Consider the following 23,484-nt stretch of genomic DNA (forward strand, 5'->3'; position numbering starts at 1 on the left):
ATTATCGAGACTCCGCGCCCCCACGTCTGTCTCAGTATTAAGACTATGCAATAGATTGAGATTTGGCGAATGTTTATTTGCATATCCTATTAAAAAGCAAATGCAACAACTTGAACTTATTTAACTAAAAGGCATAAAAAAACCACCCGAAGGTGGTTTTTTTGATCATCCTGCCAAATTACGCTTGTGGGCGCATTGCTGGGAATAGGATCACGTCACGGATAGTGTGCGTGTTAGTCAGTAGCATAACCAGACGGTCGATACCGATACCTTGGCCTGCCGTTGGTGGTAGGCCGTGTTCTAGTGCAGTGATGTAATCTGCATCGTAGAACATAGCTTCGTCGTCACCAGACTCTTTAGCTTCAACCTGTGCTTTAAAGCGCGCGTCTTGATCTTCTGCATCGTTAAGCTCTGAGAAGCCATTCGCCACTTCACGACCGCCGATGAAGAATTCAAAGCGGTCTGTAAAGAACGGGTTGTCATCGCTACGGCGAGCCAATGGAGAGATGTCCGCTGGGTAGCCAGTGATGAACGTTGGCTGCATTAGCTTAGGTTCTGCTGTTTCACCGAAGATTTCTTCTAGAAGCTGACCACATGTCCAGAAGTCTTCTACTTCAACATGTACTGATTTCGCGATAGAAACCATCAGTTCACGGTTTTGTAGATCTTCTTCGGTTAGCGCTTGGATTTGCGCGTGATCTGGGTTGTACTGCTTGATTGCTTCAAACATGCTCATACGAGTGTAAGTGCCACCAAATTCAACCGTTTCATCACCGTAAGGCATTGATGTTGAACCTAGAACTTCTTGCGCTACCGAGCTTAGTAGTTCTTCAGTAAAGTCCATCAGATCTTTATAATCCGCGTACGCCATGTAGAATTCCATCATAGTGAATTCTGGGTTATGACGTGGAGAAAGACCTTCGTTACGGAAGTTACGGTTAATTTCGAATACGCGATCGAAGCCACCAACTACTAGACGCTTCAGGTATAGCTCAGGTGCAATACGTAGGTACATTGGCATGTCTAGCGCGTTGTGATGCGTGATGAATGGGCGTGCACTTGCACCACCAGGGATCACGTGCATCATCGGCGTTTCTACTTCCATGAACTGTTTTGAGATCATGAAGTTACGAATTGCAGACATCACTTTAGAACGTACAATAAATGCTTTACGTGAATCTTCGTTCACAATCAGATCAACGTAACGCTGACGGTAACGCATTTCTTGGTCAGTAAGACCGTGGAACTTCTCAGGAAGTGGACGAAGTGCTTTAGTTAGCAACTCGTATTCTTCCATGTTCACGTATAGGTCACCCTTACCAGATTTGTGCAGCGCACCTTTAACACCGATGATGTCACCGATATCAAGACCTTGGTATTTCTCTTTTAGCTCTTTTTGTACGTCTTTAGCAGCGTAAGCTTGGATACGGCCAGATGTTTCTTGAATTACTAGGAATGGACCACGCTTAGCCATAATACGGCCAGCAATTGCAACCACGTGGTTAAGCTCTTCTAGCTCTTCCTTCGTCTTTTCACCGAACTCTTTTTGAAGGTCGCCCGCTAGTGCGTCACGACGGAAGTCGTTTGGGTGGCCGTTTGCTTTGCAGCTCTTTCGGATTTCATCCAGTTTAGCGCGGCGTTCAGCAATCAGCTTATTTTCTTCTAGTACAGTTTCGTTTTGAACAGCATCAGTCATTTTCGATGTATCCTGTTTTTGTCGGTGAAAAGCTTTATAGGCCTGATTTCAGGCTAGCTTCAATAAATTTGTCCAGATCGCCATCAAGAACCGCTTGAGTATTACGGTTTTCAATGCCCGTACGGAGGTCCTTAATACGTGAGTCATCCAATACGTAAGAACGGATCTGGCTACCCCAGCCAATGTCAGACTTAGCGTCTTCATTAGCTTGTTTTTCCGCGTTTTGCTTTTGCAATTCAAGCTCAAATAGCTTCGCTCGAAGCTGTTTCATTGCCTGATCTTTGTTCTTATGTTGAGAACGGTCATTCTGACACTGAACCACGGTGTTCGTTGGTACGTGCGTAATACGTACCGCAGATTCTGTGGTGTTGACGTGCTGACCACCTGCGCCTGACGCACGGTAAACGTCGATGCGTAGGTCAGAAGGATTAATGTCGATGTCGATGTTTTCATCAATCTCTGGATAGATGAACGCAGACGCAAATGACGTATGGCGACGGCCGCCTGAATCGAACGGAGATTTACGAACAAGACGATGAACACCCGTTTCAGTGCGCAACCAACCGTACGCATACTCACCAGAGATGCGAACTGTTGCCGACTTAAGACCCGCGACCTCACCTTCAGAGACTTCAATCACTTCAGCTTTGAAGCCCTTCGCCTCTGCCCAGCGTAGGTACATACGCAGCAGCATGTTGGTCCAGTCTTGTGCTTCCGTACCACCAGAGCCAGCTTGCAAATCGATGTAGCAATCTGAACTATCATGGTCGCCCGAGAACATACGACGGAATTCAAGCTTTTCTAGCTTCTCTTCCAACTCAGCAAGTTCTGGTTCGATTTCGTCAAATGTTTCTTGATCTTCTTCTTCTACAGCCAGCTCAAGAAGACCTTCTACGTCTTCTACACCTTGCTCTAGTTGATCAATAGTTTCAACAACCGCTTCTAGCGATGCACGCTCTTTACCCAGTGCTTGTGCACGTTCAGGTTCGTTCCATACATCAGGTTGTTCAAGCTCTGCGTTGACTTCTTCTAGACGCTCTTTCTTCGCGTCATAGTCAAAGATACCCCCTCAGGACATTTGTGCGCTGAGACACGTCCTGCAGACGGTTTTTAATTGGATTGATTTCAAACATGTTTACTCAACATTTTAGAATAGAATTTAACCGAGAAATTCTACTGAAAAATGTGACCGAGATACAGGAAAATTTCGGATGAGAAATCAGATTGCGGTTAGAGAGAGCACGGTCATAAAATTTTACACCCTCTTAGGGGCAACCGTACTCTATAAGAAAGGTTAATCTAAATATTACTTAGCTTCGATATGATCGATCATCAATTGCAGTGATTGATTACCACGAAATTCATTCACATCCAATTTGTAAGCTAAACGTACCGTTTTAACTGATGCATCCGGCCAGCGACGCAAATCGACATTAAATGCAATGCCGTCGATCATCACATTGGTAGGGTGACCTTTGTAAAGCGGCTCTAACATCAATTTAAGATGCTTCTCACCCACCAGCTTTTGATGCAACACTTTAAACTCACCATCAAAGATTGGTTCAGGAAAGGCTTGTCCAAAAGGGCCACCAGACCGTAGCTGTTCAGCGACATGCATAGAGAATTCTTCAGGCTTAAGTTCACCATCTGACATGATCACGCCTTTTAGCGCCGCTTCATCGAGTTCTTTTTTTACCACTTCATCAAATAAACGGCTGAAACGTTCAAAATCCTGCTCTTTAATTGTTAAGCCTGCCGCCATCGCGTGACCACCAAATTTGATGATCAAACCTGGGTTTTGCGTGTCGATGAAATCCAACGCATCGCGCATGTGTAACCCTGGAATTGAACGACACGAACCCTTAATTGTCCCTTCTCCGCCATCAGCAAATGCGATGACTGGACGGTGAAACTTCTCTTTGATGCGCGAGGCCAAAATACCAATCACACCTTGGTGCCAATCACGTTGGAACAAGGCTAATCCGTAAGGAAGCTCACTGCCTTCACCAAACTGGAGACGCTCGCAGAAAGCCATCGCTTCTTGCTTCATGCCTTCTTCAATCTCTTTACGAGTTTGGTTCAAACCATCCAGTTCACTTGCCATACGACGAGCGGCGTGAATGTTGTTACACATCAACAGTTCAACACCAAATGACATATCATCAAGGCGACCTGCAGCATTGATACGAGGACCTAAAGCAAAACCAAAATCGGACGCCACCAAACGACGCGCATCGCGCTTCGCGACCTCAATCAATGCTTGAATGCCAGGGCGCGCTTTGCCCGCACGAATACGCTGAAGGCCTTGGTGCACAAGAATGCGGTTGTTTTCATCCAGTGGGACAACGTCGGCAACTGTACCAAGTGCAACAAGGTCAATCAGTTCCATCAACTTAGGCTCTTGCATGCCCTGCTCAGCAAACCAATTGTGTTTTCGCATATGAACGCATAGTGCCATCATGAGATAAAATGCGACCCCGACACCAGCGAGCGCTTTAGACGGAAAATGACAGCTCTCAAGGTTTGGGTTCACCATTGCATCTACATCAGGCAACACTTGTCCCGGTAAATGGTGGTCGGTAACGAGCACGGTAATACCGTTTTCTTTTGCGTAACGCACGCCTTCGATTGATGACACACCGTTATCTACCGTCATGATCATCTCAGCGCCAAGCTCTAATGCTTGGTCAACGACTTCTGGGCTTAACCCATAACCGTCTTCAAAACGATTCGGTACTAGGTAGTCCACATTGTGACTACCAAGCATACGCAGCGCGAGCACCGACAATGCAGAGCTCGTCGCACCATCAGCGTCAAAATCACCGACAACGATGATGCGTTTTTGTTCTTTTATTGCCTGAAACAAAAGCTCGACAGCTTGCTCAATCCCCCCGAGTTTTTGGTAAGAATGCAAACCACGAGCTGACGTTTCTAGTTGCGCAGGATCCGTAATCCCACGGTTGATGTAGATACGTTTGAGAATCGGAGGAATGGAATCAGGAAGAAGGGAAAGATCAGGTTCAGGACGTCGTTGAATTTCTATCATGCTTGAAAAGAGCCGGCGACTTTGCCGACTCTGCTCCTAAAGGATTATTGTTGCTTTAAACGTTTCAGTAGCTCTGCAGGTGGTAGGTAACCGCCAACCATTTCGCCATTCGGTAAGAAGATCGCTGGCGTACCAGAAATTCCCAATTGGCGACCTAGATTGTAATGTGATTGGATGGTTTCTTTACACTGTTTTAAGTCTTTCGCAGGGTTATCAAACGTACGATTCACTTTCGCGTTGTGCATTGCCGACTTTGGATCTTCAGCACACCAAATCGTCGCCATTTGCTCTGCCACTGGGCCAGTAGCACCTTGGCGAGGGTAAGCCATGTAACGCACTGTAATGCCTAGATCGTTATAGCCTTGCATTTGGCTGTGCAGACGCACACAGTAACCACAAGTGATATCAGTAAATACCGTCACAGCATATTTTTCATCGTCGGCTTTGTATTCAATCATGCTATCGGAGAACTGCGCGATTTTCTCCGCATTAAGCGGCGCTTGGCGCTCTGCAATGACATCTTTGTAACTGCCATCGTCATTGATGGCATAAAGCGTACCGGCGATAAAATGGCTACCATCATTTGAAGCAAACAAGATCCCGCCATTAGTTTGGATTTCCAATAAACCAGCAACTTCTGATGGCTGAATATCAACGATAGATAAACCAAGCTTTGAGAACTTAGTTTTTAATGCTGCTTCATCAAAACTGCTTTGCGCAGCTGGTGCCACTTGCTGTGCAGGAGTGTCCGTTTTAGCCTGACTTTCTTCTGCACCACACGCGGTAACAAAAAATGGTAAAGTCAGCAGAGTTAGTCGGCGTAATACGCTCATGAAATTCACCTTAATATAAAATCGTTTTTCCAAGAGGACATGGATGAATCTAACCATTGTTATGCTCTTGGGTGGTGTTGACTGTGGATCTGCTTCAATCGTTCAGTCGCCACGTGAGTATAAATTTGCGTGGTCGATAAGTCACTATGTCCTAATAGCATCTGTACGACCCTGAGATCTGCGCCATAGTTCAATAAATGCGTGGCAAAGGCATGACGCAGTACGTGCGGCGACAGCTGTTCAGTGTCAATCCCTGCTATCAAAGCATAGTACTTAATACGATGCCAAAACGTCTGACGAGTCATTTGCCTTGCGCGTTTGCTAGGAAAAACAATATCAGATGATGTATCACCAAGTAACGCAGGGCGCCCTTGTTGAATAAACGTCTCGATCCAATCTACCGCGTTCTCCCCCATTGGCACTAAGCGCTCTTTACCGCCTTTACCTGTGACACGTACAACACCTTGACGCAAGCTTATGTTTTCCATAGTTAAACTGACCAATTCCGTCACACGCAAACCAGTCGCATACAGCAGTTCCAGCATCGCTTTATCCCGCAATTCCACAGGATCATTCGGGTCTGGCGCTTCGAGCAAGGCGTCCACTTGCTCTTCACTAATATCTTTGGGCAAGCGTTGTGGCAGTTTAGGACTGACCAAGAGCGCACTCGGATCATCAGCACGTACTTTCTCACGATGCAGATATTGGAATAAACGGCGAATTGCCGACAACATACGCGCACGGGACGTCTGCTTGTAATCCAAGTCTACAAGGTAGCTTTGGTATTCTTGCAAGCCAGACAAACTAATGAAATCAAGACGGTAGCGATGTTTCTCCATCCACGTGAGCAGCTTCATCAAATCATTTCGATAGGAAGCCAGCGTGTTCTCTGATAGCCCACGCTCCATCCACATCGCATCTAAGAATTGCTCAACAAGCGAAAAATCTTGTTGATTGACAGGCTGTTGTGCCGTCATGAACGCTTCCTTATCTGTTTATATTTACAGTATTTAGATTAAGGCACCTGCCGATCCAATACCATAAAAAAATCATCCCGCTTAGGATATTCGCTGCAATCTTCCTCAATTTATGGTTAGAATCTTCCACAACAGCAACACAAATAACGATGAATATAATGAAAATCGGACTCTTTTACGGCTCAACGACCTGCTACACCGAAATGGCAGCAGAGAAAATTCGTACCATTATTGGTGAAGACCTTGTCGACATTCACAATGTGAAAGAGACACCGTTATCACTAATGGCAGACTACGACTTACTACTCCTTGGCATCTCAACTTGGGACTTTGGTGAAATTCAAGAAGATTGGAATGCGATTTGGCAAGACATCGCAACAACACCATTAAAAGGTAAAGTTGTCGCGCTATTTGGTCTGGGTGACCAAGAAGGCTACGGTGAGTGGTATTTGGACGCGATGGGCTTACTTCACTATGAATTACAAGCGACCGGCGCAACCTTTATCGGTTACTGGCCAAATGAAGGCTACGAATTTGAAGCATCGAAAGCACTGATTGAAGATGGCAGCAAGTTTGTTGGACTAGCGTTAGATGAAGACTCGCAGTACGAACTGAGTGATGAGCGCATCGAAAAATGGTGTGAACAAGTTCTTGTAGAGTTCCACGACACACTTTAATAGTGTGAACGCTTCAAAGATAAAAAATAAAAAGCCCGATGAAGTCATTCATCGGGCTTTTTAATATCTTGATAGTGCGAAGTTATTACGCTGTTTCTTGTGCTAGCTCTGGACGAGGTTTCGCGATGAAGAACATGCACACGATAGCCGCAAATGTTGGAAGCACCCAACCCATACCCACTTCGAATAGTGGCAACATGTTAAACGCAGAAACATCAACACCCGATACTTTTGCCGCGTCAACCAACGCAAACAGCAGAGATACAAGCAGTACCGCGCGGTAAGCAAAACGTGGATTTGGCAGTTTGCTGCGTACAAATGTTAGTGCAACCAACGCAATCGCCACAGGGTACAGCGCAAACAATACTGGCACTGACAGAGAAATCAGTTGTGCAAGGCCGACATTCGCAACCAACGCACAAACAGAACCGTTAATAAGTACCCATTGCTTGTATGACAGTGGCGTTTTCGAGCTGAAGAAGTCTGAACACGCAGAAATCAAGCCAATAGCCGTTGTCAAACACGCTAGTAATACAATGACAGACAGAACGATTTGACCGTATGGACCAAACAGCGCTTGAACGTATTGGCTAAGTACCAGACCACCGTTATCTGCACCAGCAGCAACAGTTGCACTCGTCGCGCCCAAGTAGAATAGTGAGATGTAAACAAACGCAAGACCAGCAGCGGCAATACAACCTGCATAGATCAGATATTTAGTCGTTGCAGAACGCTCAGTAATGCCTTTACCGCGCAGTGCATCAACCATCAGCATGCCAAACATCAATGACGCGAACGTATCCATTGTGTTGTAGCCTTCTAGGAAGCCTTTGGTCAGTGGTTGCGTTAAGTACTCACCGTGCGCGCCCAGCATGTCACCTTGAGGATCAATAAATACCGCGACAGCAAGAATGATCAAACCGACAAACAGCGCTGGAGTCAGCACTTTACCAATCAAGTCGATAAGACGGCCTTGGAACCATGAGAACATCATCGCCGCAATAAAGAAGATCACTGAAAATGCAGTGAGATGCGTTTGTGACGCTTCAAGGAAGAAAGGTTTCACCGCCATCTCGTAAGCCACTAGGCCAGTACGAGGCGCAGCAAATGCAGGACCGATGATGATGAAGATCAACGCAGCCATAATAACCGCTGCTTTTTTCGGAAGGTCTTGCGTTAAGTGATCCCAAGAACCACCAGCAACAGCAATAGCAACGATAGTAATAAGAGGTAGACCTACCGCTGTTAGCAAGAAACCAAACATCGCTGGCATTAAGTTTTCACCGGCTAGCTGACCCGCTAGAGGTGGAAAGATGATATTGCCCGCACCTAAAAAGAACGCAAATAGCATAAAGCCTACTGCGATAATATCTGTTAGTTTTAACGTCTGCTTCACAGATAACCCTTGTCTTTTAATTAATGAATGTTGTGTATGCTTAGACCACTTTTTGTATACCTAAAGTCAATAAGTACACGTGGTTCAATCTATAAAATTTTCGCCGCATAATGACGAAAGACTCATCATTTGGCAACCTTTAAGAAAAAAACACCATATTAATTTAGTTTTCAAACTTAAAAGCAGTGGATATAACCAGATCTAAATAACAGACCAGTTCTTTATCTCGATCAATTAACAATACAATTTAATAACCAACAAAACAACAATCTATACAATTAAGAAACAATAGAGAAATTCACTTAATTATTGAGCAAACATAAAACAATCATGAAGAGCAAAAAACTGAAAACTAAAGGCTTCAATTTTAAGCAATTTTGTATTGAGGGCGGCGAGAGTGGTATGCCCGTCAGCACTGATGGGGTCATGCTTGGTGCTTGGATTCAAAGCCCGAACAACGCTCAAATTCTCGATATTGGCACTGGCACCGGGTTGCTTGCCCTGATGTGTGCCCAACGCTTTACAGAAGCTCAAGTAACCGCGGTCGATATTGAATTAACAGCCATTGAAGCTGCGCAAAAAAATGTGGTTCAGTCGCCTTGGTCAGCTCGTGTGAGTGTGCATCATTCTGACGTACTAGACTTTACGCCGACGCATCCATTCCAACGTATCATTTGTAATCCGCCCTACTTCAATAGCGGCGAGCAATCGAAACACAGTCAACGTGCAACCGCGAGGCACACTGATACGCTACGCCACAACGCATTGCTACAACGTTGCTATCAGTTGCTTGATGAACAAGGGAAAGCTAATTTTGTGTTACCAATCACCGAAGGCGAACGGTTTATTGAACTAGCATTACACCAAGGTTGGCATCTATCGCGAGTCTGTCGTGTACAGCCATCAGAAAAGAAACCGGTACATCGACTGTTATTTGAACTGGCGAAGCAGCCTTGCGATACTCAAGAATCACATTTAATAATTCATTCGCATGACGGTTACAGTGACGATTTCGTCCAATTAACCCGCGAGTTTTATCTTAAGATGTGAAATAACATGTGATCCTTATCACCAATCACTTTATAATGTGCGACCTTTTTGTATTCTATGCTGTTGTGGCGAACCATTAACCAAGCTTTGCTTGTGGAGAACTCATTGTGATCAGAACCTTTGCTGAACTTGATCTAGACCAAAACCTACTTGAAGCCATTGAAGAGATGGGTTACGAACGCCCAACAAAAATTCAGGCAGAAGCGATTCCACAAGCGTTGGATGGTCGTGACATTCTAGCGTCAGCGCCAACAGGTACTGGTAAAACGGCAGCCTTCGTTCTGCCTGCATTGCAATACTTGCAAGACTTCCCTCGTCGCAAGCCTGGACCTGCGCGTATTTTGATCCTAACGCCAACGCGCGAATTGGCGATGCAAATCGCTGATCAAGCACGAGCTTTGGCAAAAAACACTAAACTGAACATTTTCACCATCACAGGTGGTGTTCAATACCAAGAGCACGCCGATATCCTTGCGACAACACAAGACATTGTGGTTGCAACGCCTGGCCGTTTAAAAGAATACATTGATGCAGAGCGTTTTGATTGCCGTGCGATTGAATGGTTAATTCTGGATGAAGCAGACCGTATGCTAGACATGGGTTTTGCTCCTACTGTCGATCGTCTATCTAACGAGTGCCGCTGGCGTAAACAAACCCTTCTGTTCTCAGCAACTTTAGAGGGTAAAGGCGTAGAAGGCTTTACCGCTGATCTGTTGAATGACCCAGCAGAGATCGATGCAAAATCGCCACTGCGTGAGCGTAAGAAGATTGCTCAGTGGTACCACCGTGCTGATGATGCAGAACACAAGCTTGAATTACTAAAACACATTATTACTCAACAAGCAGAACGCACCATCGTCTTCTTGAAGACACGTGAGCGTTTGGCAGAGCTACGAGCGCAGCTTGAGAGCGCACAGATTCCATGTTCTTGGATTCAAGGTGAAATGCCTCAAGATCGTCGTAATAACGCGATTACACGTTTCCGTGATGGTACTGTGAACGTGCTGCTCGCGACAGACGTAGCGGCGCGTGGTATCGATCTTCCAGATGTGTCACACGTTATTAACTACGACATGCCACGTACGGCTGATGTTTACCTTCACCGTATTGGCCGTACGGCTCGTGCGGGTAAGAAAGGTAATGCTATCTCAATCGTAGAAGCACACGACCAACCAATGATGGATCGCGTTGCACGTTACGTGAAAGAAGACATCAAAGAGCGTTTCGTAAAAGAGATGCGTCCAAAACACAAAAAACCTGTGTTTAAGAAGAAAAAGAAAAAAGAAGACAAGAAGAAGCCAGCGAAAAAGAAAACCGCTAAGAAGAAGTAATCTTATTGGGGCGAAATAGCCCAAGCTAAAACATAACAAAGGGTTGGTACTGCCAACCCTTTTTCGTTTGTACTGATGGAGATTAACGTAGACTACGTCTCAATCAGTTTTAGTTTTGCTCTTCGCGTTTAAATACTAACTCTGTTGGTGTCGATTCATCTTCAACAAAGTAGTAACCCGCCGTATCAAACTTAGTCAGGTCTGCCACGCTCTCAATACGGTTTTCGATGATGTAACGCGCCATCATGCCGCGCGCTTTCTTCGCGTAGAAGCTGATGACCTTGTATTGGCCATTCTTACAATCTTTGAATACTGGCGTGATCACTTGCGCATCTAAGTGCTTTGGCTTCACCGCTTTAAAGTATTCATTTGATGCAAGGTTGATAAGCACATTACCACCTTGAGCAGAAATCGCTTCATTCAGCTTATCCGTAATCACATTGCCCCAAAACTGGTACAAGTTCGTGCCCTTGTCGTTTGCAAGCTTGGTACCCATTTCAAGACGGTATGGCTGCATCAAGTCGAGTGGTTTTAGTAAACCATAGAGGCCAGATAACATGCGCAGATGATCTTGAGCATATTCGAAGTCCGCCTCAGATAAGGTTTCGGCGTCTAGTCCTGTGTAAACATCACCTTTAAACGCTAGGATCGCTTGTCGTGAGTTTTCTGTGGTAAACGTTTCACTCCACTCTTGAAATCGCCCGACATTCAAATCGGCAATCTTGTCGCTCACTTTCATTAAAGAGGCAACATCAGCAGGAGTCAGTTTGCGGCAAACATCGATAAGCTCTTTTGAGTATTCGACCAACTCAGGTTGAGTAAATTTTTCTGTCGCTAACGGAGACTCGTAATCAAGAGTCTTCGCTGGAGAAACTACGATAAGCATGACTTTCCCTTCTCTAATTTTGTTTTTTAATAGGGTACAAAAAAAGCCATGCATTGTCTGCATGGCTTTTTACATCGTACTAATAGCTTTCAACTATGAGTGATAGCTCACTTAGTCTTTTTTATCGTTGTACCAAATGCCTTCTTCAAGCTGAGATTTCAGCTCAGGGAAGTCATTCGCATCAAACGTTGGTACTTTACCTTCACCAAGTTGGCGGTTGTAATCTTTTGCTAGCTTAATCACGATGCCAGATAGCAAGATGATTGCCACCAAGTTGACTATCGCCATCAGCCCCATCGAAACATCAGCAAGTGACCATACGACTGGGAGCGAAGCAAGTGCACCAAACATCACCATACCAAGAACAACAACGCGGAAAATGCTTAGGCCCGCCTTATGGTTGTGCTCTAGGAAGATTAGGTTCGTTTCAGCGTACGAGTAATTCGCGATGATTGATGTAAATGCAAAGAAGAAGATTGCCACGGCAACAAAGATGCCACCCCAATCACCAACTTGCGAGCTCAATGCACGCTGAGTTAGCTCGATACCCGTCACTTCTGTTGCTTGACCGACATACTCACCTGACATCAGGATGATAGCCACTGTCGCTGAACAGATAACGATCGTATCCATAAATACACCTAGCATCTGAACATAACCTTGAGATGCAGGGTGTGGTGGGTAAGGCGTTGCTGAAGCCGCCGCGTTTGGCGCAGAACCCATACCCGCTTCGTTCGAGAATAGACCGCGTTTAATACCGTTAATCATTGCCTGTGCAATCGCGTAGCCAAGACCCCCAGCCGCCGCTTCTTGCAGACCAAATGCACTCTTAAAGATAAGCATTAATACATCAGGTAGCTTCTCTAGATTAGAGAACATGATGAACAGTGCTAGAGCCAAGTAAAGCAGCGCCATGATCGGAACGATCATCTCTGCGACTTTTGCGATACGCTTGATACCACCGAAAATTACAATCGCAGACAGTACTACAACCGCGATACCAACGTACAGGTCACTCCAACCAAATGCTGTGCTCATTGCATTTGCAATTGAGTTAGCTTGTACGGCGTTGAATACCAAACCAAAAGCGATGATTAGGAAAACTGAGAACAATACGCCCATCCAACGCATGCCCAGGCCTTTTTCCATGTAGTAGGCAGGACCACCACGGTAGTTGCCATCATCATCTTTGGTTTTGTATAGCTGCGCCAGAGTACTCTCTGCAAACGACGTTGCCATACCAAGCATTGCGATCAGCCACATCCAGAAGATCGCGCCAGGACCACCTGCAGTCAATGCAACTGCAACGCCCGCCATGTTACCTGTACCAACACGTGCAGCAAGACTAGTACAAAGCGCTTGGAAAGAAGAAATACCAGCTTTGTCTGCTTTACGACTGTTCTTAAGAACAGAGAACATGTGGCCGAAATGGCGGAACTGAATGAACCCTAATCGAACGGTGAAGTAAATACCAACACCAACAAGAAGATAAACCAGAATCGAACCCCAAAGGAGATCGTTCATCAAATTGATTAAGTCTGTCATGTGTACCTCAAAGTGAGTTGCGCCGGTCTATGCGTCCAAGCCATCCACCAAATTGCCTGCTAAGTGTCAAAGTGTGCTTAGCTTTTTAAGTAATGTTTATGGGCAATCTAGAATCGTAAACGTCGCTTCATGCATCCATTTTACGTACCAGCGTATTTTTTGACGGGCGGATAATGCAACCTAGGAGCGCAAAAATCAATATGCAATCATGATAATAACATTGTTATTTTTCACTATAAAGTCACCAAAAAATAACATAAATGGAAGACTTAACACCCATAAGTCGCAACATTTCAATTACCAAATGCCAACATAAATAATTATCGCCCACCAAACAGAACGGAGACCCATATAATTAAGAGCAAGCTAGTATTCACAAGGTGTTACATAAATTTGCTCTAGTGCCTTACCATCTAATTGAACACTATTTCATCAAACTGGTTTTATGCAACTTTGACCTTTGCACTGTCCCCCCACTCGCCAAATTGAATTAACATTGAAAATCTCTCTATTTAATCGTTTTCTTGAGATCGTTTGTGCATTTTTTAGCCATCACATTGCCATGAAAAGTGTGATTTTGAGAATATTTTTGCACGAAAATGTCATGCTACCGACACAAATGCGAAATATATCATGGTTATTCTCACGGCTATTGTGGTACTTAAAAAACTCCACAAGGACTGGTTACAACAGTTTAGCTTAAGAAAGGTAAAGGTGGCTTATGGAAGGCTTTCAACTAGATGACATTTTTAATCTGGATACTACCTCAACAACCAAATCTCGTGCCAAACCAGTAAAGCGAAAGTGGCGTGAAATAGAAGAGATGAACGACAGGCGCAATTTGCTTAAAGAGCTACGCGAACTTGATGCCTGTACCGACTACAACTTGGAAGACATTAAACTCTAATTCAAACAAAAGGCACCTTAAGGGTGCCTTTTGTTTTTGTTTACAGTAACCGTAAACGACGTGTTTAAGCGCTAGGATTTGAGTATGAGTACCGTTATTACTCAATAGGAATTTTCCTGTCTTTTGGTTGAGAAGCGCAAAAGATAAATTTGCGTCCAATTCTCAATAAATAAGAAATGCAGCTAACAAACCCGAGTGATACTTTCGCTCACTCAGGTTTCATCGCACACACTTAAACATACTCAGCATCACTTTGACGCACACGTTCAGCTAACTGTTTATAACGATCGGCGATGGTGTCACCAAAAACTGGGTCATCTTCACTGACGCTCCATAAGCTTTCAACATGCTGCCAATCCTCGGTAGTGAACAGCTCCTCAATGAGAGGCAGGATTTTTCGTTCCTCTAACTCCAAGTGACGTCTTTGTGATTCAATGAAATCCTCTAGGTGGGCCACAAACATGTCTTGAGGCACAACAGCATCCTGCAGGATCATCTCTATCAAGGAAGCAAACTCTTTGGTTTTACTTGCTAGCTCTTGGTGTTCTTTCTCTAAGTTTTCCATGGTCTGTTGCTTACCATAGTGCTCCAGAAAGTGGTGATAGAGAATATCTTCTTTCGGATGGTGAACTTTTTCTGAATGATTAGAGAGGTAATCAACTATCTCGCTTACTAATGCGTAGTTGATCGCACGTTCTTCTTTTATCTCATTAAGTTTATGGCGCAGTATCGCCAACAGACGAACCATATAGCCGTGTTCGCGTCGAATTCTTTCGATCATCATAGCGTCTCTCCTTAACACCTACTTTTAATAAGTGTACATGAGAAATTTGCCATCAGCCTCGAGCGTGCTCAAAAAAACAGCGATAATGGCAGCATTATCGCTGTCTCTTCTTTTATACAGTTAATGGCAAATGCCAGTTGATTGGTGCTTTTCCTTGCGAGGCAAGTAACTGGTTTGCTTGAGAGAAATGCTTACAACCAAAAAAACCTCGGTGTGCTGAGAGTGGTGATGGATGTGGTGCGGCTAACACATGATGTTTATTGCGATCAATAAAGCGCCCTTTCTTCTGAGCGTGAGAGCCCCACAATAAAAACACCACGCCTTCCTGATGCTGGTTTATCGCTTCAATCACTCGGTCAGTGAACGTTTCCCACCCCGTTTTTGAATGTGAATGCGCTTTACCTTGCTCAACCGTCAATACCGTATTGAGCAGCAATACACCTTGCTCTGCCCAGCTTTGTAAGAATCCATGCTGAGGGATTTGGAACCCTTCAATATCTTGAGCCAGCTCTTTATACATATTAACGAGTGATGGTGGCGTTTTGATTCCAGGAAGAACGGAAAAGCACAAGCCATGCGCCTGATTTGGACCATGGTATGGGTCCTGCCCCAGAATCACTACTTTAACATCGTTAAACTCGGTAAAACGAAACGCATTAAAGACATCTTTCGCTGGCGGAAAAATCGCTTTGCCTGCGGCGCGTTCTGCTTCTACAAAATTCAAAGTGTCTACAAAGTAGCTCTGCTTTTTCTCTTCGCCGATCACATCGTGCCAAGTGGGTGACTGATTCATGGAAAGTTCCTGTCCTAAATTTTGCTTCTATTCTAACGAGCGAAACCCAAACAAACAAAAACTTACCACGAACTTGAGAACAGTAATAAAGGACTAATGCTTCTGTGGCGTTCGAAAATGCCCCTGTCCTGTAATGTGACGATTAGGCATCGGCAAACGAAGCACGCGGCGGCTATATGCGTAAGAAGCAAAAGAGAGTGGTCGAGACATAGTGGCATCCTTCTTTCTTAATTCAAATTGACTTAAGTGGCTAAGAAAGAAAGGTGCCAACTCTGTGATCACATCATTGGTTACCTATCGCCGCTAGATGAAACTGACGCAGTGCGTTGATTTCTTGCTGCCAGATGTCCGGATCAATTGTTTCTAAAATCAGAGGGATACCATCAAATCGAGAGTCTTTCGCGATGTACTCAAAGCAATCCCACCCGATTTCTCCTTTGCCTAATGAGTGGTGGCGATCCACTTTGCTGGCAAACTCAACTTTTGAATCATTTAGATGCATTGCTCTTAAATAGTGCATCCCAACAATACGGTCGAATTCCGCAAAGGTATGCTCACAATCCTCTTTAGTACGCAGATCGTAACCGGCGGTAAACGTGTGGCAAGTATCGAGACATACACCAACACGTTCTTTGTCTTCCACTTGCTCGATGATTTCAGCAAGGTGCTCAAACTTCCAACCTAGGTTTGTACCCTGACCAGCCGTATTCTCGATTACCGCGATCACATTCGGCACCGCTTTGTGCGCAAGATTGATCGACTCAGCGATCGTCGCTAAGCACTCCTGTTCCGAGACTTTCTTTAAGTGGCTCCCAGGGTGAAAGTTCAGCAACGTTAAACCCAATTGATTACAACGCTCCATCTCATCGATGAATGCAGCGCGTGACTTATCCAACTTATCCGCTTCTGGTGCACCTAAGTTAATTAGATAAGAGTCATGGGGAAGAATATGTTCTGCGCCGAAACCCAGCATTTTACAGTTCGCTTTAAACGCACTGATGGTTTTTGCTTCTAAAGGCTTCGCCACCCACTGGCGTTGGTTTTTTGTAAATAGTGCGAACGCATTCGCGCCAATTTCGCGAGCTCTCAACGGCGCTTGATCGACCCCACCAGCAGCAGAGACATGTGCACCAATGAGTTTATTCCCAAGCTTGTTTTTCATGTTTGTCATTTAATCACTTTAGACTTTCAGTATTGCTACCTAAATACAGATAGTTGCGTTAATCAGTTTAAACTTTAAGCTCAATTTGTAGTAAATTTACAACAAAATAAGTTATTAAATATTTTTTATATTATCAAATAAATTGTAATTAGTTTGTTTTCAAAGGTTTTATTGATTTAACTCAACAAAATTACCTTAATAAAAATAATGTTTTTGGTTGTTTTTTGACTTAAATCAATATTAAAATAGTGGATATTAGCTATATAATACTCAGCTCAACGAAAATTCGAAAATTAACACCAATAATCACCACGTAAGTGGTCTAGGAGATAGTGATGATCCAAGGTATCCAAATTACAAAAGCGGCAAACGACGACCTACTAAACTCTATCTGGCTATTAGATAGCGAAAAAAATGAAGCTCGTTGTGTTGCTGCAACTGCTGGCTACGAAGCAGACCAAGTTATCGCAATCAGCGATCTAGGTGAATACGAAAGCCGTGAAGTAGCAATCGAAACAGCTCCTCGCATCGAAGGTGGTCAACACCTAAACGTGAACGTGCTTAAACGCGAAACACTAGAAGATGCAGTTGCACACCCAGAGAAATACCCACAACTAACTATCCGTGTTTCTGGTTACGCAGTACGTTTCAACTCGCTGACTCCAGAACAGCAACGTGACGTAATCGCTCGTACTTTTACTGAGACTCTATAATTTCTCAGTAAACTAGCTCGCTAGAATTTAAAAAGCTTGGTCAGCAATGACCAAGCTTTTTTTGTTTTTCCATGCATCTAACCGTTCTGTTCCTTTACGGAGCATTTCTCTGTGACGGATCCTTCTTAAACACTTCAGCCAGTGAGGTTGGGTCAAGCCTTTCTCTTTGTTGTGAAGCGCCTTCAGCCCACCAAATGAGTTGATGTATTGTGCGATTCATATAGCTGTCCCACTGCGTCTGCTCAGACTCATCCGCAACGACGCCCTGTTCATCAAACACCTCTTGCGCTTTCGGAATGTGGATCATTGCCGACACAGGCAAGCACCCCAGCTCAGATAAGAAAGTACGCATCGACACTGCAGCACGAGCACCACCCCATTGCCCAGCAGAATAGGTCACGATAGCACTTGGCTTATAAGAAAACAGCGAACTACCAAAATGGTTAAGCATATTAGCCAAGGCAGGACTCATCGAATGGTTATATTCCGGACTGACCATCACATAGCCATCGGCACTTTTAATTTTGTCCGCCAGTTCTCTCAAGTGGGCTGGCACTTTAGCGCGATGATAAGCAAACTCAGGCTTAAACACGTCGTCAAAGTCGTAGTTCAATGGGTCAATGATTTCGACGGTATGTTGCGAATACTGATTCTTAAACAACGTTTCACAAGCTCTACTCACTCGCATGCCCAAGCGGGCTGGTCGTGGTGGCGTGCTGTCTCTCACTGAGCCAAGGAAAATCAAAAAATGCATGCTTTTCTTTCCATCTCATTTAGTTAAGTTCGTTTCTCAATCATAAAGAGAGTCAAAACTTACCGACAATAAAAAAGGCGAATGATTGCTCATTCACCTTTCGTCGTTCATCATTTTAATAATTACTGTACGCGGCGCAGTACTTGTTTCAATGCATCAAAGTCTGCGTCTAGCTCTTCCGATAGCAGTTCCATCGCCGCGTGCTTCGCTAGCGGTGCAGGAAGCTCGATGTCAGATTGCAAAATGTCATCCACCACTTCTTTGAACTTCGCAGGGTGAGCAGTACATAGGAACAGACCGGTTTCACCTTCTTGCAGTTGCTCTTCAAGAACGCGGTAAGCAATCGCACCGTGCGGTTCACATAGGTAGCCCAATGAGTACAAGTCTTTCACAGATTGTGCGCTTTGCTCATCTGAAACCGCGCCTTTACCTAGTGTCTCTAGGCCCCACTCTTTCACTCGGCAGAGCTCTTCAATACGCGGCCAGTTGTTCGGTTGACTTACATCCATTGCGTTCGATGTCGTTGCAACCGTTGGTTTTGGCTCCCACTTACCTGTTTCTAGGTAGCGTGGCACGGTGTCATTGGCGTTGGTTGCAGCAATGAAGCGTTTGATCGGCAGACCCAGCGCTTTTGCCAGTAGACCTGCCGTCAGGTTACCGAAGTTACCACTTGGTACAGACACGACTAGGTTTTCACGCTCTTCCTTACTCATTTGCGCGGCTGCTTCAAAGTAGTAACAGATTTGCGCCATCAAACGGCTGATGTTGATTGAGTTTGCAGAGTTCAGGCCGATCTCTTCACGCAGTGCGGAATCATCGAAAGCTTGCTTAACCAGAGCCTGGCACGCATCGAAGTCGCCATCGATCGCGACAGTGTGAATGTTCTTGCCTAGCGTACAGAATAGCTTCTCTTGCAGTGGGCTGATCTTGCCTTTCGGGTAAAGAATCACAACGTTGATGTCTTCCATACCATAGAAAGCGTGCGCAACGGCTGCGCCAGTATCGCCAGAAGTCGCAGTCAGAATGGTGATCTTGCCACCGTCCGATACCGCCGCAAGAGATTGCGCCATAAAGCGACCGCCAAAATCTTTAAATGCCAGCGTTGGACCATGGAAAAGCTCTAACGCGTAAACACCATCTTTGACTTGATTGATTGGCGCCGGGAATTGGAACGCTGCGTCCACAAGCGCGTTGACTTGCTCTTCCGCCAGCTCATCACCGATAAACGCTGATAAAATCTTCGTGCTACGAGAGACAAAGTCTTCTGCCAGTAGCGCATCAACGTCTTCAAACTTTGGTAATTCCGATGGGAAAAATAGACCTTGGTTACGGCCTAACCCTTGGCGAACGGCTTGGCCAAAGGAAACTTGTTCATCATTTTCTTTTATATTGTAAAGCTTCATAGCTCACTTCCTGTTACTTTCGAACCCTGCTTATCTAGACGACAAACATGGACGAATCCTTCTTCGTTTTGTACGTAGTTCTGTTCTAACCAGCGAGCAACTCGCTCAGCGACATCTTTCTCTTTGCAAATACTGAACAGTGTCGGCCCACTGCCAGAAATACCGGTAGCCAATGCACCCGCAGAGGCTGCGTATTGACGTGCATTCGCAAAGCCCGGAAGCAGTTTCTCACGATACGGTTCTGCGATCACGTCTTTGATCATTTTTGCAGCTAGCTCTGGCTGACCAGAATGACACGCATGAATAAAGCCCGCAAGGTGACGACCATGAGCGATGATATCTTGTCGGCGGTATTGAGATGGTAGGATCTCACGCGCTTCTGCTGTTGATACTTTGATTCCCGGATACGCCATGACCCAGTACCAATCATCAAAACAAGGCACTTCTTGGCTAATGATACCAAGCTCTTCAAGCATCAACTGGACACCACCAAGGTAACACGGCGCGACGTTATCGTAGTGAATACCACCAGAGATTTTGCCTTCCATTTCCCCCATCAGTGCTAGCAGCTCAGTCTCATTCAGCGGTTGACCATGGAATCGGTTTAAGGCATCCAGCGCCGCCACGATAGAACATGCACTTGAGCCTAAACCTGAGCCTATTGGCATGTTCTTTTCTAGCGTCATTTCAAGTGGTTTTAGCTCAACACCTTTTTTATCTAGCTCGCGAGAAAACACCAGCCAACAATCGTAAACGATGTTTTCTTTTGGCTCTGTAGGCAACTTAGAGACAAAATTACCCGCAGTTTTCAGACTGAACGGCTCAGCCCCTGCCTTAACTTGCACTCTGTCACCTAGCAAGGTCCCATCCACTGGGGACACCGCCGCCCCCAATACATCAAAACCAACACTTACATTACCAATTGATGCTGGGGCATAAACCACTACATCCATATCACTTGAACTCATTCTTGTTATACCCCTAGTTTCCAACCTAAAGTACGCATCACGTCAGAGAATACACCCGCAGCCGTTACCTCAGTACCTGCGCCATAGCCACGCAACACAAGTGGGATTGGCTGGTAGTAACGGCTGTAAAATGCCAGTGCGTTTTCACCGTCTTTGATTTTATACATCGGATCGTTTTCATCCACCGCAGCGATGCTTACTGTGCACTTGCCCTCGTTAATTTCACCAACGTAACGCAGTACTTTGCCTTCTTCTGCTGCTTTAGCCGATAACTCTTTGAAGTAAGCGTCTGCCTCTGGAAGACGCGCCATAAACTCATCAACACTGCCTGAATCATCAAAACCTGGCGGTAGCGCTTGGTCAACAACAACATCTTCAAGCTCTAGTGACATGCCCGCTTCACGAGCTAGGATCAACAGCTTACGCGCGACATCCATACCAGACAGGTCATCACGAGGATCTGGTTCAGTAAAGCCATTTTCTTTTGCGATATTCGTCGCTTCACTTAAGCTCATTCCTTCATCTAACTTACCGAAAATATAAGAAAGAGAACCCGAAAGAATACCGCTGAAACGCTCCAGTTCATCGCCTGCAGAAATTAGGTTTTGCAAGTTTTCAATAACCGGTAGGCCTGCACCTACGGTTGTTTCATACATCAATTTACGACGGGAGCTACGAGCCACATCGCGAAGCTGATGGTAGTACGCCATGCTTGCTGTGTTTGCTTTTTTGTTTGGTGTTACAACATGAAAACCTGCCGCTAGGAAGTCGGCGTATTGTTTAGCAATGCCTTCACTGGACGTACAATCAACCAATACTGGGTTGATAATATGATTGCGTTGTACCAAAGAAATCAGACGCGCTAGGCTGAACTCTTCTGTGGCTGCTGACATACGATCACGCCAGTGCTCGAGCGGTAAGCCTTCGCTATCAAGCAAAAGACCTTTGCTGTTTGCTAAGCCACAAACTCGAATCACAATGCCTTTCTCAGCCAGTTTGACTTGTTGGCGTTCGATCTGATCCACCAGCTCGCCACCCACACCACCGACACCAACAACGAACACATCGAGGAAGTGTTTCGAGTTGAATAGGTTTTCGTGACACGCTTTGATCGCTTCAGAAATTTTGTCTTCTGGAATAACGGCAGAAATCGCACGTTCTGATGAGCCTTGTGCTATCGCCACGATGTTCACGTTCACTTCAGCAAGAGAAGAGAAGAAGCGAGAAGCCACACCACGCGATGTGCGCATACCGTCACCAACAAGCGTAATGATTGAAACATTATCAATAAACTCGACCGGTTCTAGTAAGCCATCTTTCAGTTCTAGCTCGAACGCATCTGCCAGCACTTGCTGCGCTTTCGCTTTATCTTCAGCCTCAATACAGAAGCTGATGCTGTATTCAGAAGAAGACTGAGTGATCAGAACAATAGATACACCAGCAGAAGACATCGCACCGAATACACGACTCGCCATGCCTACCATGCCTTTCATACCAGGGCCTGATACGTTAACCATGGTTAGGTCGTTAAGTGTTGTAATACCTTTGATCGCAAGATTATCTTCACCAGTATCTTGGCCGATAAGAGTACCTGCACCTTGAGGGTTAAAGCTGTTTTTGATCAGACATGGAATATGGAATTGAGCAATAGGGGCGATGGTTTTCGGGTGCAGAACGGAAGCACCAAAATAAGAAAGCTCCATCGCTTCTTGGTAGCTTAGTGATTTAAGCAGGCGAGCATCTTCGACTAAACGTGGGTCACAGTTGTATACACCATCAACGTCGGTCCAGATTTCACAACAGTCTGCGCGTAAGCAAGCTGCAAGAACCGCTGCCGAGTAGTCAGAGCCATTCCGACCAAGCGTGACAAGCTCTCCTTTTTCGTTGCCAGCTGTAAAGCCCGGCATAATGTTCACATGACCCTGAGGAAGGGGTTTTTGACGGAAGTTTTGCGTTGAAATATCCACATCAACCATAGCTTCAAGATGATCACCTTGGGCATACAGATACTCGACAGGATCGATCAAGCTCGCTTGTTGTCCCTTCGCCTCCAAGACAGCTTTCATCAACTGAATGGAAACACGCTCACCTTTACTAATAATGCGCGCATTTACGTTGTTTGGGCACATACCTAATAGATTGATGCCGTGAACAAATTGACGTAATTGAGATAGCGAGGTTTTCACTTGGTTATCGAAAGCTGAACCATCAATATTGGGGAGTACTGCTTGGATTTGAGTGAAGAGCGTTTTAAACGATTCATCCAACTCTTTGATTTGCAGCTCTGCTTCACCATTGCGCAACGCGCCTTCAATGACCGCAACCAACTTATTTGTTGTTTTACCTGGGGCTGAAAGAACAACCGCCACTTCTTCTTGTTGAGCGTTATTGGCAATGATGTCTGCCGCTCTTAAAAAGCGATCTGCATCAGCTAGTGATGAACCGCCAAACTTCAATACTCGCATCCCTTCCTCCGGTATATCTTCTCAAACTTGTCTAAATTCTGGATAAAAAAGCATAAAAAAAGGCCTGTATCTTGTTGGATACAGGCCTTTTTTGTGAA

20 protein-coding genes and 1 other annotated feature (1 of these 21 cut by a window edge) are annotated in these 23,484 nt (G+C 45.1%); of the genes, 5 read left to right on the forward strand and 15 right to left on the reverse strand.

Annotation, left to right across the window (positions count from 1 at the left end; genetic code table 11):
• Positions 1–178: 178 nt before the first annotated feature.
• The 5 genes from lysS to xerD form a co-directional block, all read right to left on the reverse strand.
• Positions 179–1,696 carry a lysine--tRNA ligase gene (lysS, locus tag L3V27_RS12685; protein WP_005397328.1) on the reverse strand — a complete coding sequence of 506 codons (1,518 nt, stop codon included), beginning with the start codon at positions 1,694–1,696 and terminating at the stop codon, positions 179–181.
• A 34-nt stretch (positions 1,697–1,730) separates the two neighbouring features.
• A protein-coding gene (prfB, locus tag L3V27_RS12690) for a peptide chain release factor 2 (RefSeq protein ID WP_100068604.1) occupies positions 1,731–2,829 on the reverse strand; the annotation gives its coding sequence in 2 pieces (ribosomal slippage) (positions 1,731–2,753 and positions 2,755–2,829; 1,098 coding nt in all).
• 173 nt (positions 2,830–3,002) lie between these two features.
• The gene (gene recJ / locus L3V27_RS12695; RefSeq protein ID WP_006742673.1) at positions 3,003–4,742 is read right to left on the reverse strand and encodes a single-stranded-DNA-specific exonuclease RecJ; all 1,740 of its coding nucleotides are present in this window, start codon (positions 4,740–4,742) and stop codon (positions 3,003–3,005) included.
• 44 nt (positions 4,743–4,786) lie between these two features.
• Positions 4,787–5,575 (reverse strand): bifunctional protein-disulfide isomerase/oxidoreductase DsbC, encoded by a 789-nt coding sequence (gene dsbC, locus L3V27_RS12700; RefSeq protein WP_012842135.1) that lies wholly within the window; start codon positions 5,573–5,575, stop codon positions 4,787–4,789.
• A gap of 59 nt (positions 5,576–5,634) precedes the next feature.
• Positions 5,635–6,552, reverse strand: a complete 918-nt coding sequence (gene xerD, locus L3V27_RS12705; protein WP_005397336.1) for a site-specific tyrosine recombinase XerD — start codon at positions 6,550–6,552, stop codon at positions 5,635–5,637.
• A gap of 158 nt (positions 6,553–6,710) precedes the next feature.
• On the opposite strand from xerD, the gene fldB reads away from it, so the two are divergent.
• Positions 6,711–7,229: a flavodoxin FldB gene (gene fldB / locus L3V27_RS12710; protein WP_237311988.1), complete on the forward strand. Its 519-nt coding sequence runs from the start codon at positions 6,711–6,713 to the stop codon at positions 7,227–7,229.
• A gap of 85 nt (positions 7,230–7,314) precedes the next feature.
• On the opposite strand, the gene brnQ is transcribed toward fldB, so the two are convergent.
• A complete protein-coding gene (gene brnQ, locus L3V27_RS12715) occupies positions 7,315–8,625 on the reverse strand; it encodes a branched-chain amino acid transport system II carrier protein (RefSeq protein WP_006742676.1) in 1,311 nt (436 codons plus the stop codon).
• 330 nt (positions 8,626–8,955) lie between these two features.
• On the opposite strand from brnQ, the gene L3V27_RS12720 reads away from it, so the two are divergent.
• On the forward strand, positions 8,956–9,675 hold the full coding sequence (locus L3V27_RS12720; protein ID WP_134647773.1) for a tRNA1(Val) (adenine(37)-N6)-methyltransferase: 720 nt from the start codon (positions 8,956–8,958) through the stop codon (positions 9,673–9,675).
• A gap of 107 nt (positions 9,676–9,782) precedes the next feature.
• Positions 9,783–11,006, forward strand: a complete 1,224-nt coding sequence (gene srmB, locus L3V27_RS12725) for an ATP-dependent RNA helicase SrmB (RefSeq protein WP_114323164.1) — start codon at positions 9,783–9,785, stop codon at positions 11,004–11,006.
• Between the two features lie 109 nt (positions 11,007–11,115).
• On the opposite strand, the gene yaaA is transcribed toward srmB, so the two are convergent.
• Together yaaA and L3V27_RS12735 are read right to left on the reverse strand one after the other, a co-directional pair.
• Positions 11,116–11,892 carry a peroxide stress protein YaaA gene (yaaA, locus tag L3V27_RS12730; protein WP_237311990.1) on the reverse strand — a complete coding sequence of 259 codons (777 nt, stop codon included), beginning with the start codon at positions 11,890–11,892 and terminating at the stop codon, positions 11,116–11,118.
• Positions 11,893–12,003: 111 nt separating this feature from the next.
• Positions 12,004–13,437, reverse strand: coding sequence for a sodium:alanine symporter family protein (locus tag L3V27_RS12735; protein WP_005396293.1), 1,434 nt, complete (start codon positions 13,435–13,437; stop codon positions 12,004–12,006).
• A 721-nt stretch (positions 13,438–14,158) separates the two neighbouring features.
• On the opposite strand from L3V27_RS12735, the gene L3V27_RS12740 reads away from it, so the two are divergent.
• Positions 14,159–14,344, forward strand: a complete 186-nt coding sequence (locus L3V27_RS12740; RefSeq protein ID WP_005396294.1) for a DUF3545 family protein — start codon at positions 14,159–14,161, stop codon at positions 14,342–14,344.
• Positions 14,345–14,576: 232 nt separating this feature from the next.
• Here L3V27_RS12740 and L3V27_RS12745 read toward each other — a convergent pair whose 3' ends face one another.
• From L3V27_RS12745 to nfo, 3 genes are all read right to left on the reverse strand, one after another.
• On the reverse strand, positions 14,577–15,128 hold the full coding sequence (locus tag L3V27_RS12745; protein WP_005396296.1) for a hemerythrin domain-containing protein: 552 nt from the start codon (positions 15,126–15,128) through the stop codon (positions 14,577–14,579).
• A 112-nt stretch (positions 15,129–15,240) separates the two neighbouring features.
• A complete protein-coding gene (ung, locus tag L3V27_RS12750) occupies positions 15,241–15,921 on the reverse strand; it encodes a uracil-DNA glycosylase (RefSeq protein ID WP_005396298.1) in 681 nt (226 codons plus the stop codon).
• A gap of 283 nt (positions 15,922–16,204) precedes the next feature.
• Positions 16,205–17,092, reverse strand: a complete 888-nt coding sequence (gene nfo, locus L3V27_RS12755; RefSeq protein ID WP_134647771.1) for a deoxyribonuclease IV — start codon at positions 17,090–17,092, stop codon at positions 16,205–16,207.
• Between the two features lie 326 nt (positions 17,093–17,418).
• On the opposite strand from nfo, the gene grcA reads away from it, so the two are divergent.
• Positions 17,419–17,796, forward strand: coding sequence for an autonomous glycyl radical cofactor GrcA (gene grcA / locus L3V27_RS12760; RefSeq protein ID WP_005381814.1), 378 nt, complete (start codon positions 17,419–17,421; stop codon positions 17,794–17,796).
• A 94-nt stretch (positions 17,797–17,890) separates the two neighbouring features.
• Here grcA and L3V27_RS12765 read toward each other — a convergent pair whose 3' ends face one another.
• The 4 genes from L3V27_RS12765 to thrA all read right to left on the reverse strand — a co-directional run bounded on the left by L3V27_RS12765 (position 17,891) and on the right by thrA (position 23,386).
• Entirely contained in the window at positions 17,891–18,550 is a 660-nt protein-coding gene (locus tag L3V27_RS12765) for an NAD(P)H-dependent oxidoreductase (RefSeq protein WP_237311992.1), read from the reverse strand.
• A gap of 122 nt (positions 18,551–18,672) precedes the next feature.
• Positions 18,673–19,953: a threonine synthase gene (gene thrC / locus L3V27_RS12770; protein WP_170892369.1), complete on the reverse strand. Its 1,281-nt coding sequence runs from the start codon at positions 19,951–19,953 to the stop codon at positions 18,673–18,675.
• Positions 19,950–20,906 (reverse strand): homoserine kinase, encoded by a 957-nt coding sequence (gene thrB / locus L3V27_RS12775; protein WP_237312191.1) that lies wholly within the window; start codon positions 20,904–20,906, stop codon positions 19,950–19,952. The genes thrC and thrB overlap by 4 nt, the downstream gene beginning before the upstream one ends.
• A gap of 20 nt (positions 20,907–20,926) precedes the next feature.
• Positions 20,927–23,386, reverse strand: a complete 2,460-nt coding sequence (gene thrA, locus L3V27_RS12780) for a bifunctional aspartate kinase/homoserine dehydrogenase I (RefSeq protein ID WP_237311993.1) — start codon at positions 23,384–23,386, stop codon at positions 20,927–20,929.
• 53 nt (positions 23,387–23,439) lie between these two features.
• Positions 23,440–23,484: a sequence feature (Thr leader region), on the reverse strand; it runs 75 nt beyond the window's last position.

It is taken from the genome of Vibrio sp. J2-3(2022) (assembly GCF_021725735.1).
In the GTDB taxonomy this organism is placed as follows: Bacteria; Pseudomonadota; Gammaproteobacteria; order Enterobacterales; family Vibrionaceae; genus Vibrio; species Vibrio diabolicus.

What these genes read in the sequence shown, in the direction of transcription:
- ung (WP_005396298.1), bottom strand. Translation starts at nt 15,921, where the DNA reads ATGAATCAGTCACCCACTTGGCACGATGTGATCGGCGAAGAGAAAAAG.
- fldB (WP_237311988.1), top strand. Translation starts at nt 6,711, where the DNA reads ATGAAAATCGGACTCTTTTACGGCTCAACGACCTGCTACACCGAAATG.
- L3V27_RS12740 (WP_005396294.1), top strand. Translation starts at nt 14,159, where the DNA reads ATGGAAGGCTTTCAACTAGATGACATTTTTAATCTGGATACTACCTCA.
- thrA (WP_237311993.1), bottom strand. Translation starts at nt 23,386, where the DNA reads ATGCGAGTATTGAAGTTTGGCGGTTCATCACTAGCTGATGCAGATCGC.
- thrB (WP_237312191.1), bottom strand. Translation starts at nt 20,906, where the DNA reads ATGGATGTAGTGGTTTATGCCCCAGCATCAATTGGTAATGTAAGTGTT.
- lysS (WP_005397328.1), bottom strand. Translation starts at nt 1,696, where the DNA reads ATGACTGATGCTGTTCAAAACGAAACTGTACTAGAAGAAAATAAGCTG.
- L3V27_RS12720 (WP_134647773.1), top strand. Translation starts at nt 8,956, where the DNA reads ATGAAGAGCAAAAAACTGAAAACTAAAGGCTTCAATTTTAAGCAATTT.
- L3V27_RS12735 (WP_005396293.1), bottom strand. Translation starts at nt 13,437, where the DNA reads ATGACAGACTTAATCAATTTGATGAACGATCTCCTTTGGGGTTCGATT.
- nfo (WP_134647771.1), bottom strand. Translation starts at nt 17,092, where the DNA reads ATGACAAACATGAAAAACAAGCTTGGGAATAAACTCATTGGTGCACAT.
- L3V27_RS12765 (WP_237311992.1), bottom strand. Translation starts at nt 18,550, where the DNA reads ATGCATTTTTTGATTTTCCTTGGCTCAGTGAGAGACAGCACGCCACCA.
- L3V27_RS12745 (WP_005396296.1), bottom strand. Translation starts at nt 15,128, where the DNA reads ATGATGATCGAAAGAATTCGACGCGAACACGGCTATATGGTTCGTCTG.
- yaaA (WP_237311990.1), bottom strand. Translation starts at nt 11,892, where the DNA reads ATGCTTATCGTAGTTTCTCCAGCGAAGACTCTTGATTACGAGTCTCCG.
- thrC (WP_170892369.1), bottom strand. Translation starts at nt 19,953, where the DNA reads ATGAAGCTTTACAATATAAAAGAAAATGATGAACAAGTTTCCTTTGGC.
- grcA (WP_005381814.1), top strand. Translation starts at nt 17,419, where the DNA reads ATGATCCAAGGTATCCAAATTACAAAAGCGGCAAACGACGACCTACTA.
- dsbC (WP_012842135.1), bottom strand. Translation starts at nt 5,575, where the DNA reads ATGAGCGTATTACGCCGACTAACTCTGCTGACTTTACCATTTTTTGTT.
- xerD (WP_005397336.1), bottom strand. Translation starts at nt 6,552, where the DNA reads ATGACGGCACAACAGCCTGTCAATCAACAAGATTTTTCGCTTGTTGAG.
- recJ (WP_006742673.1), bottom strand. Translation starts at nt 4,742, where the DNA reads ATGATAGAAATTCAACGACGTCCTGAACCTGATCTTTCCCTTCTTCCT.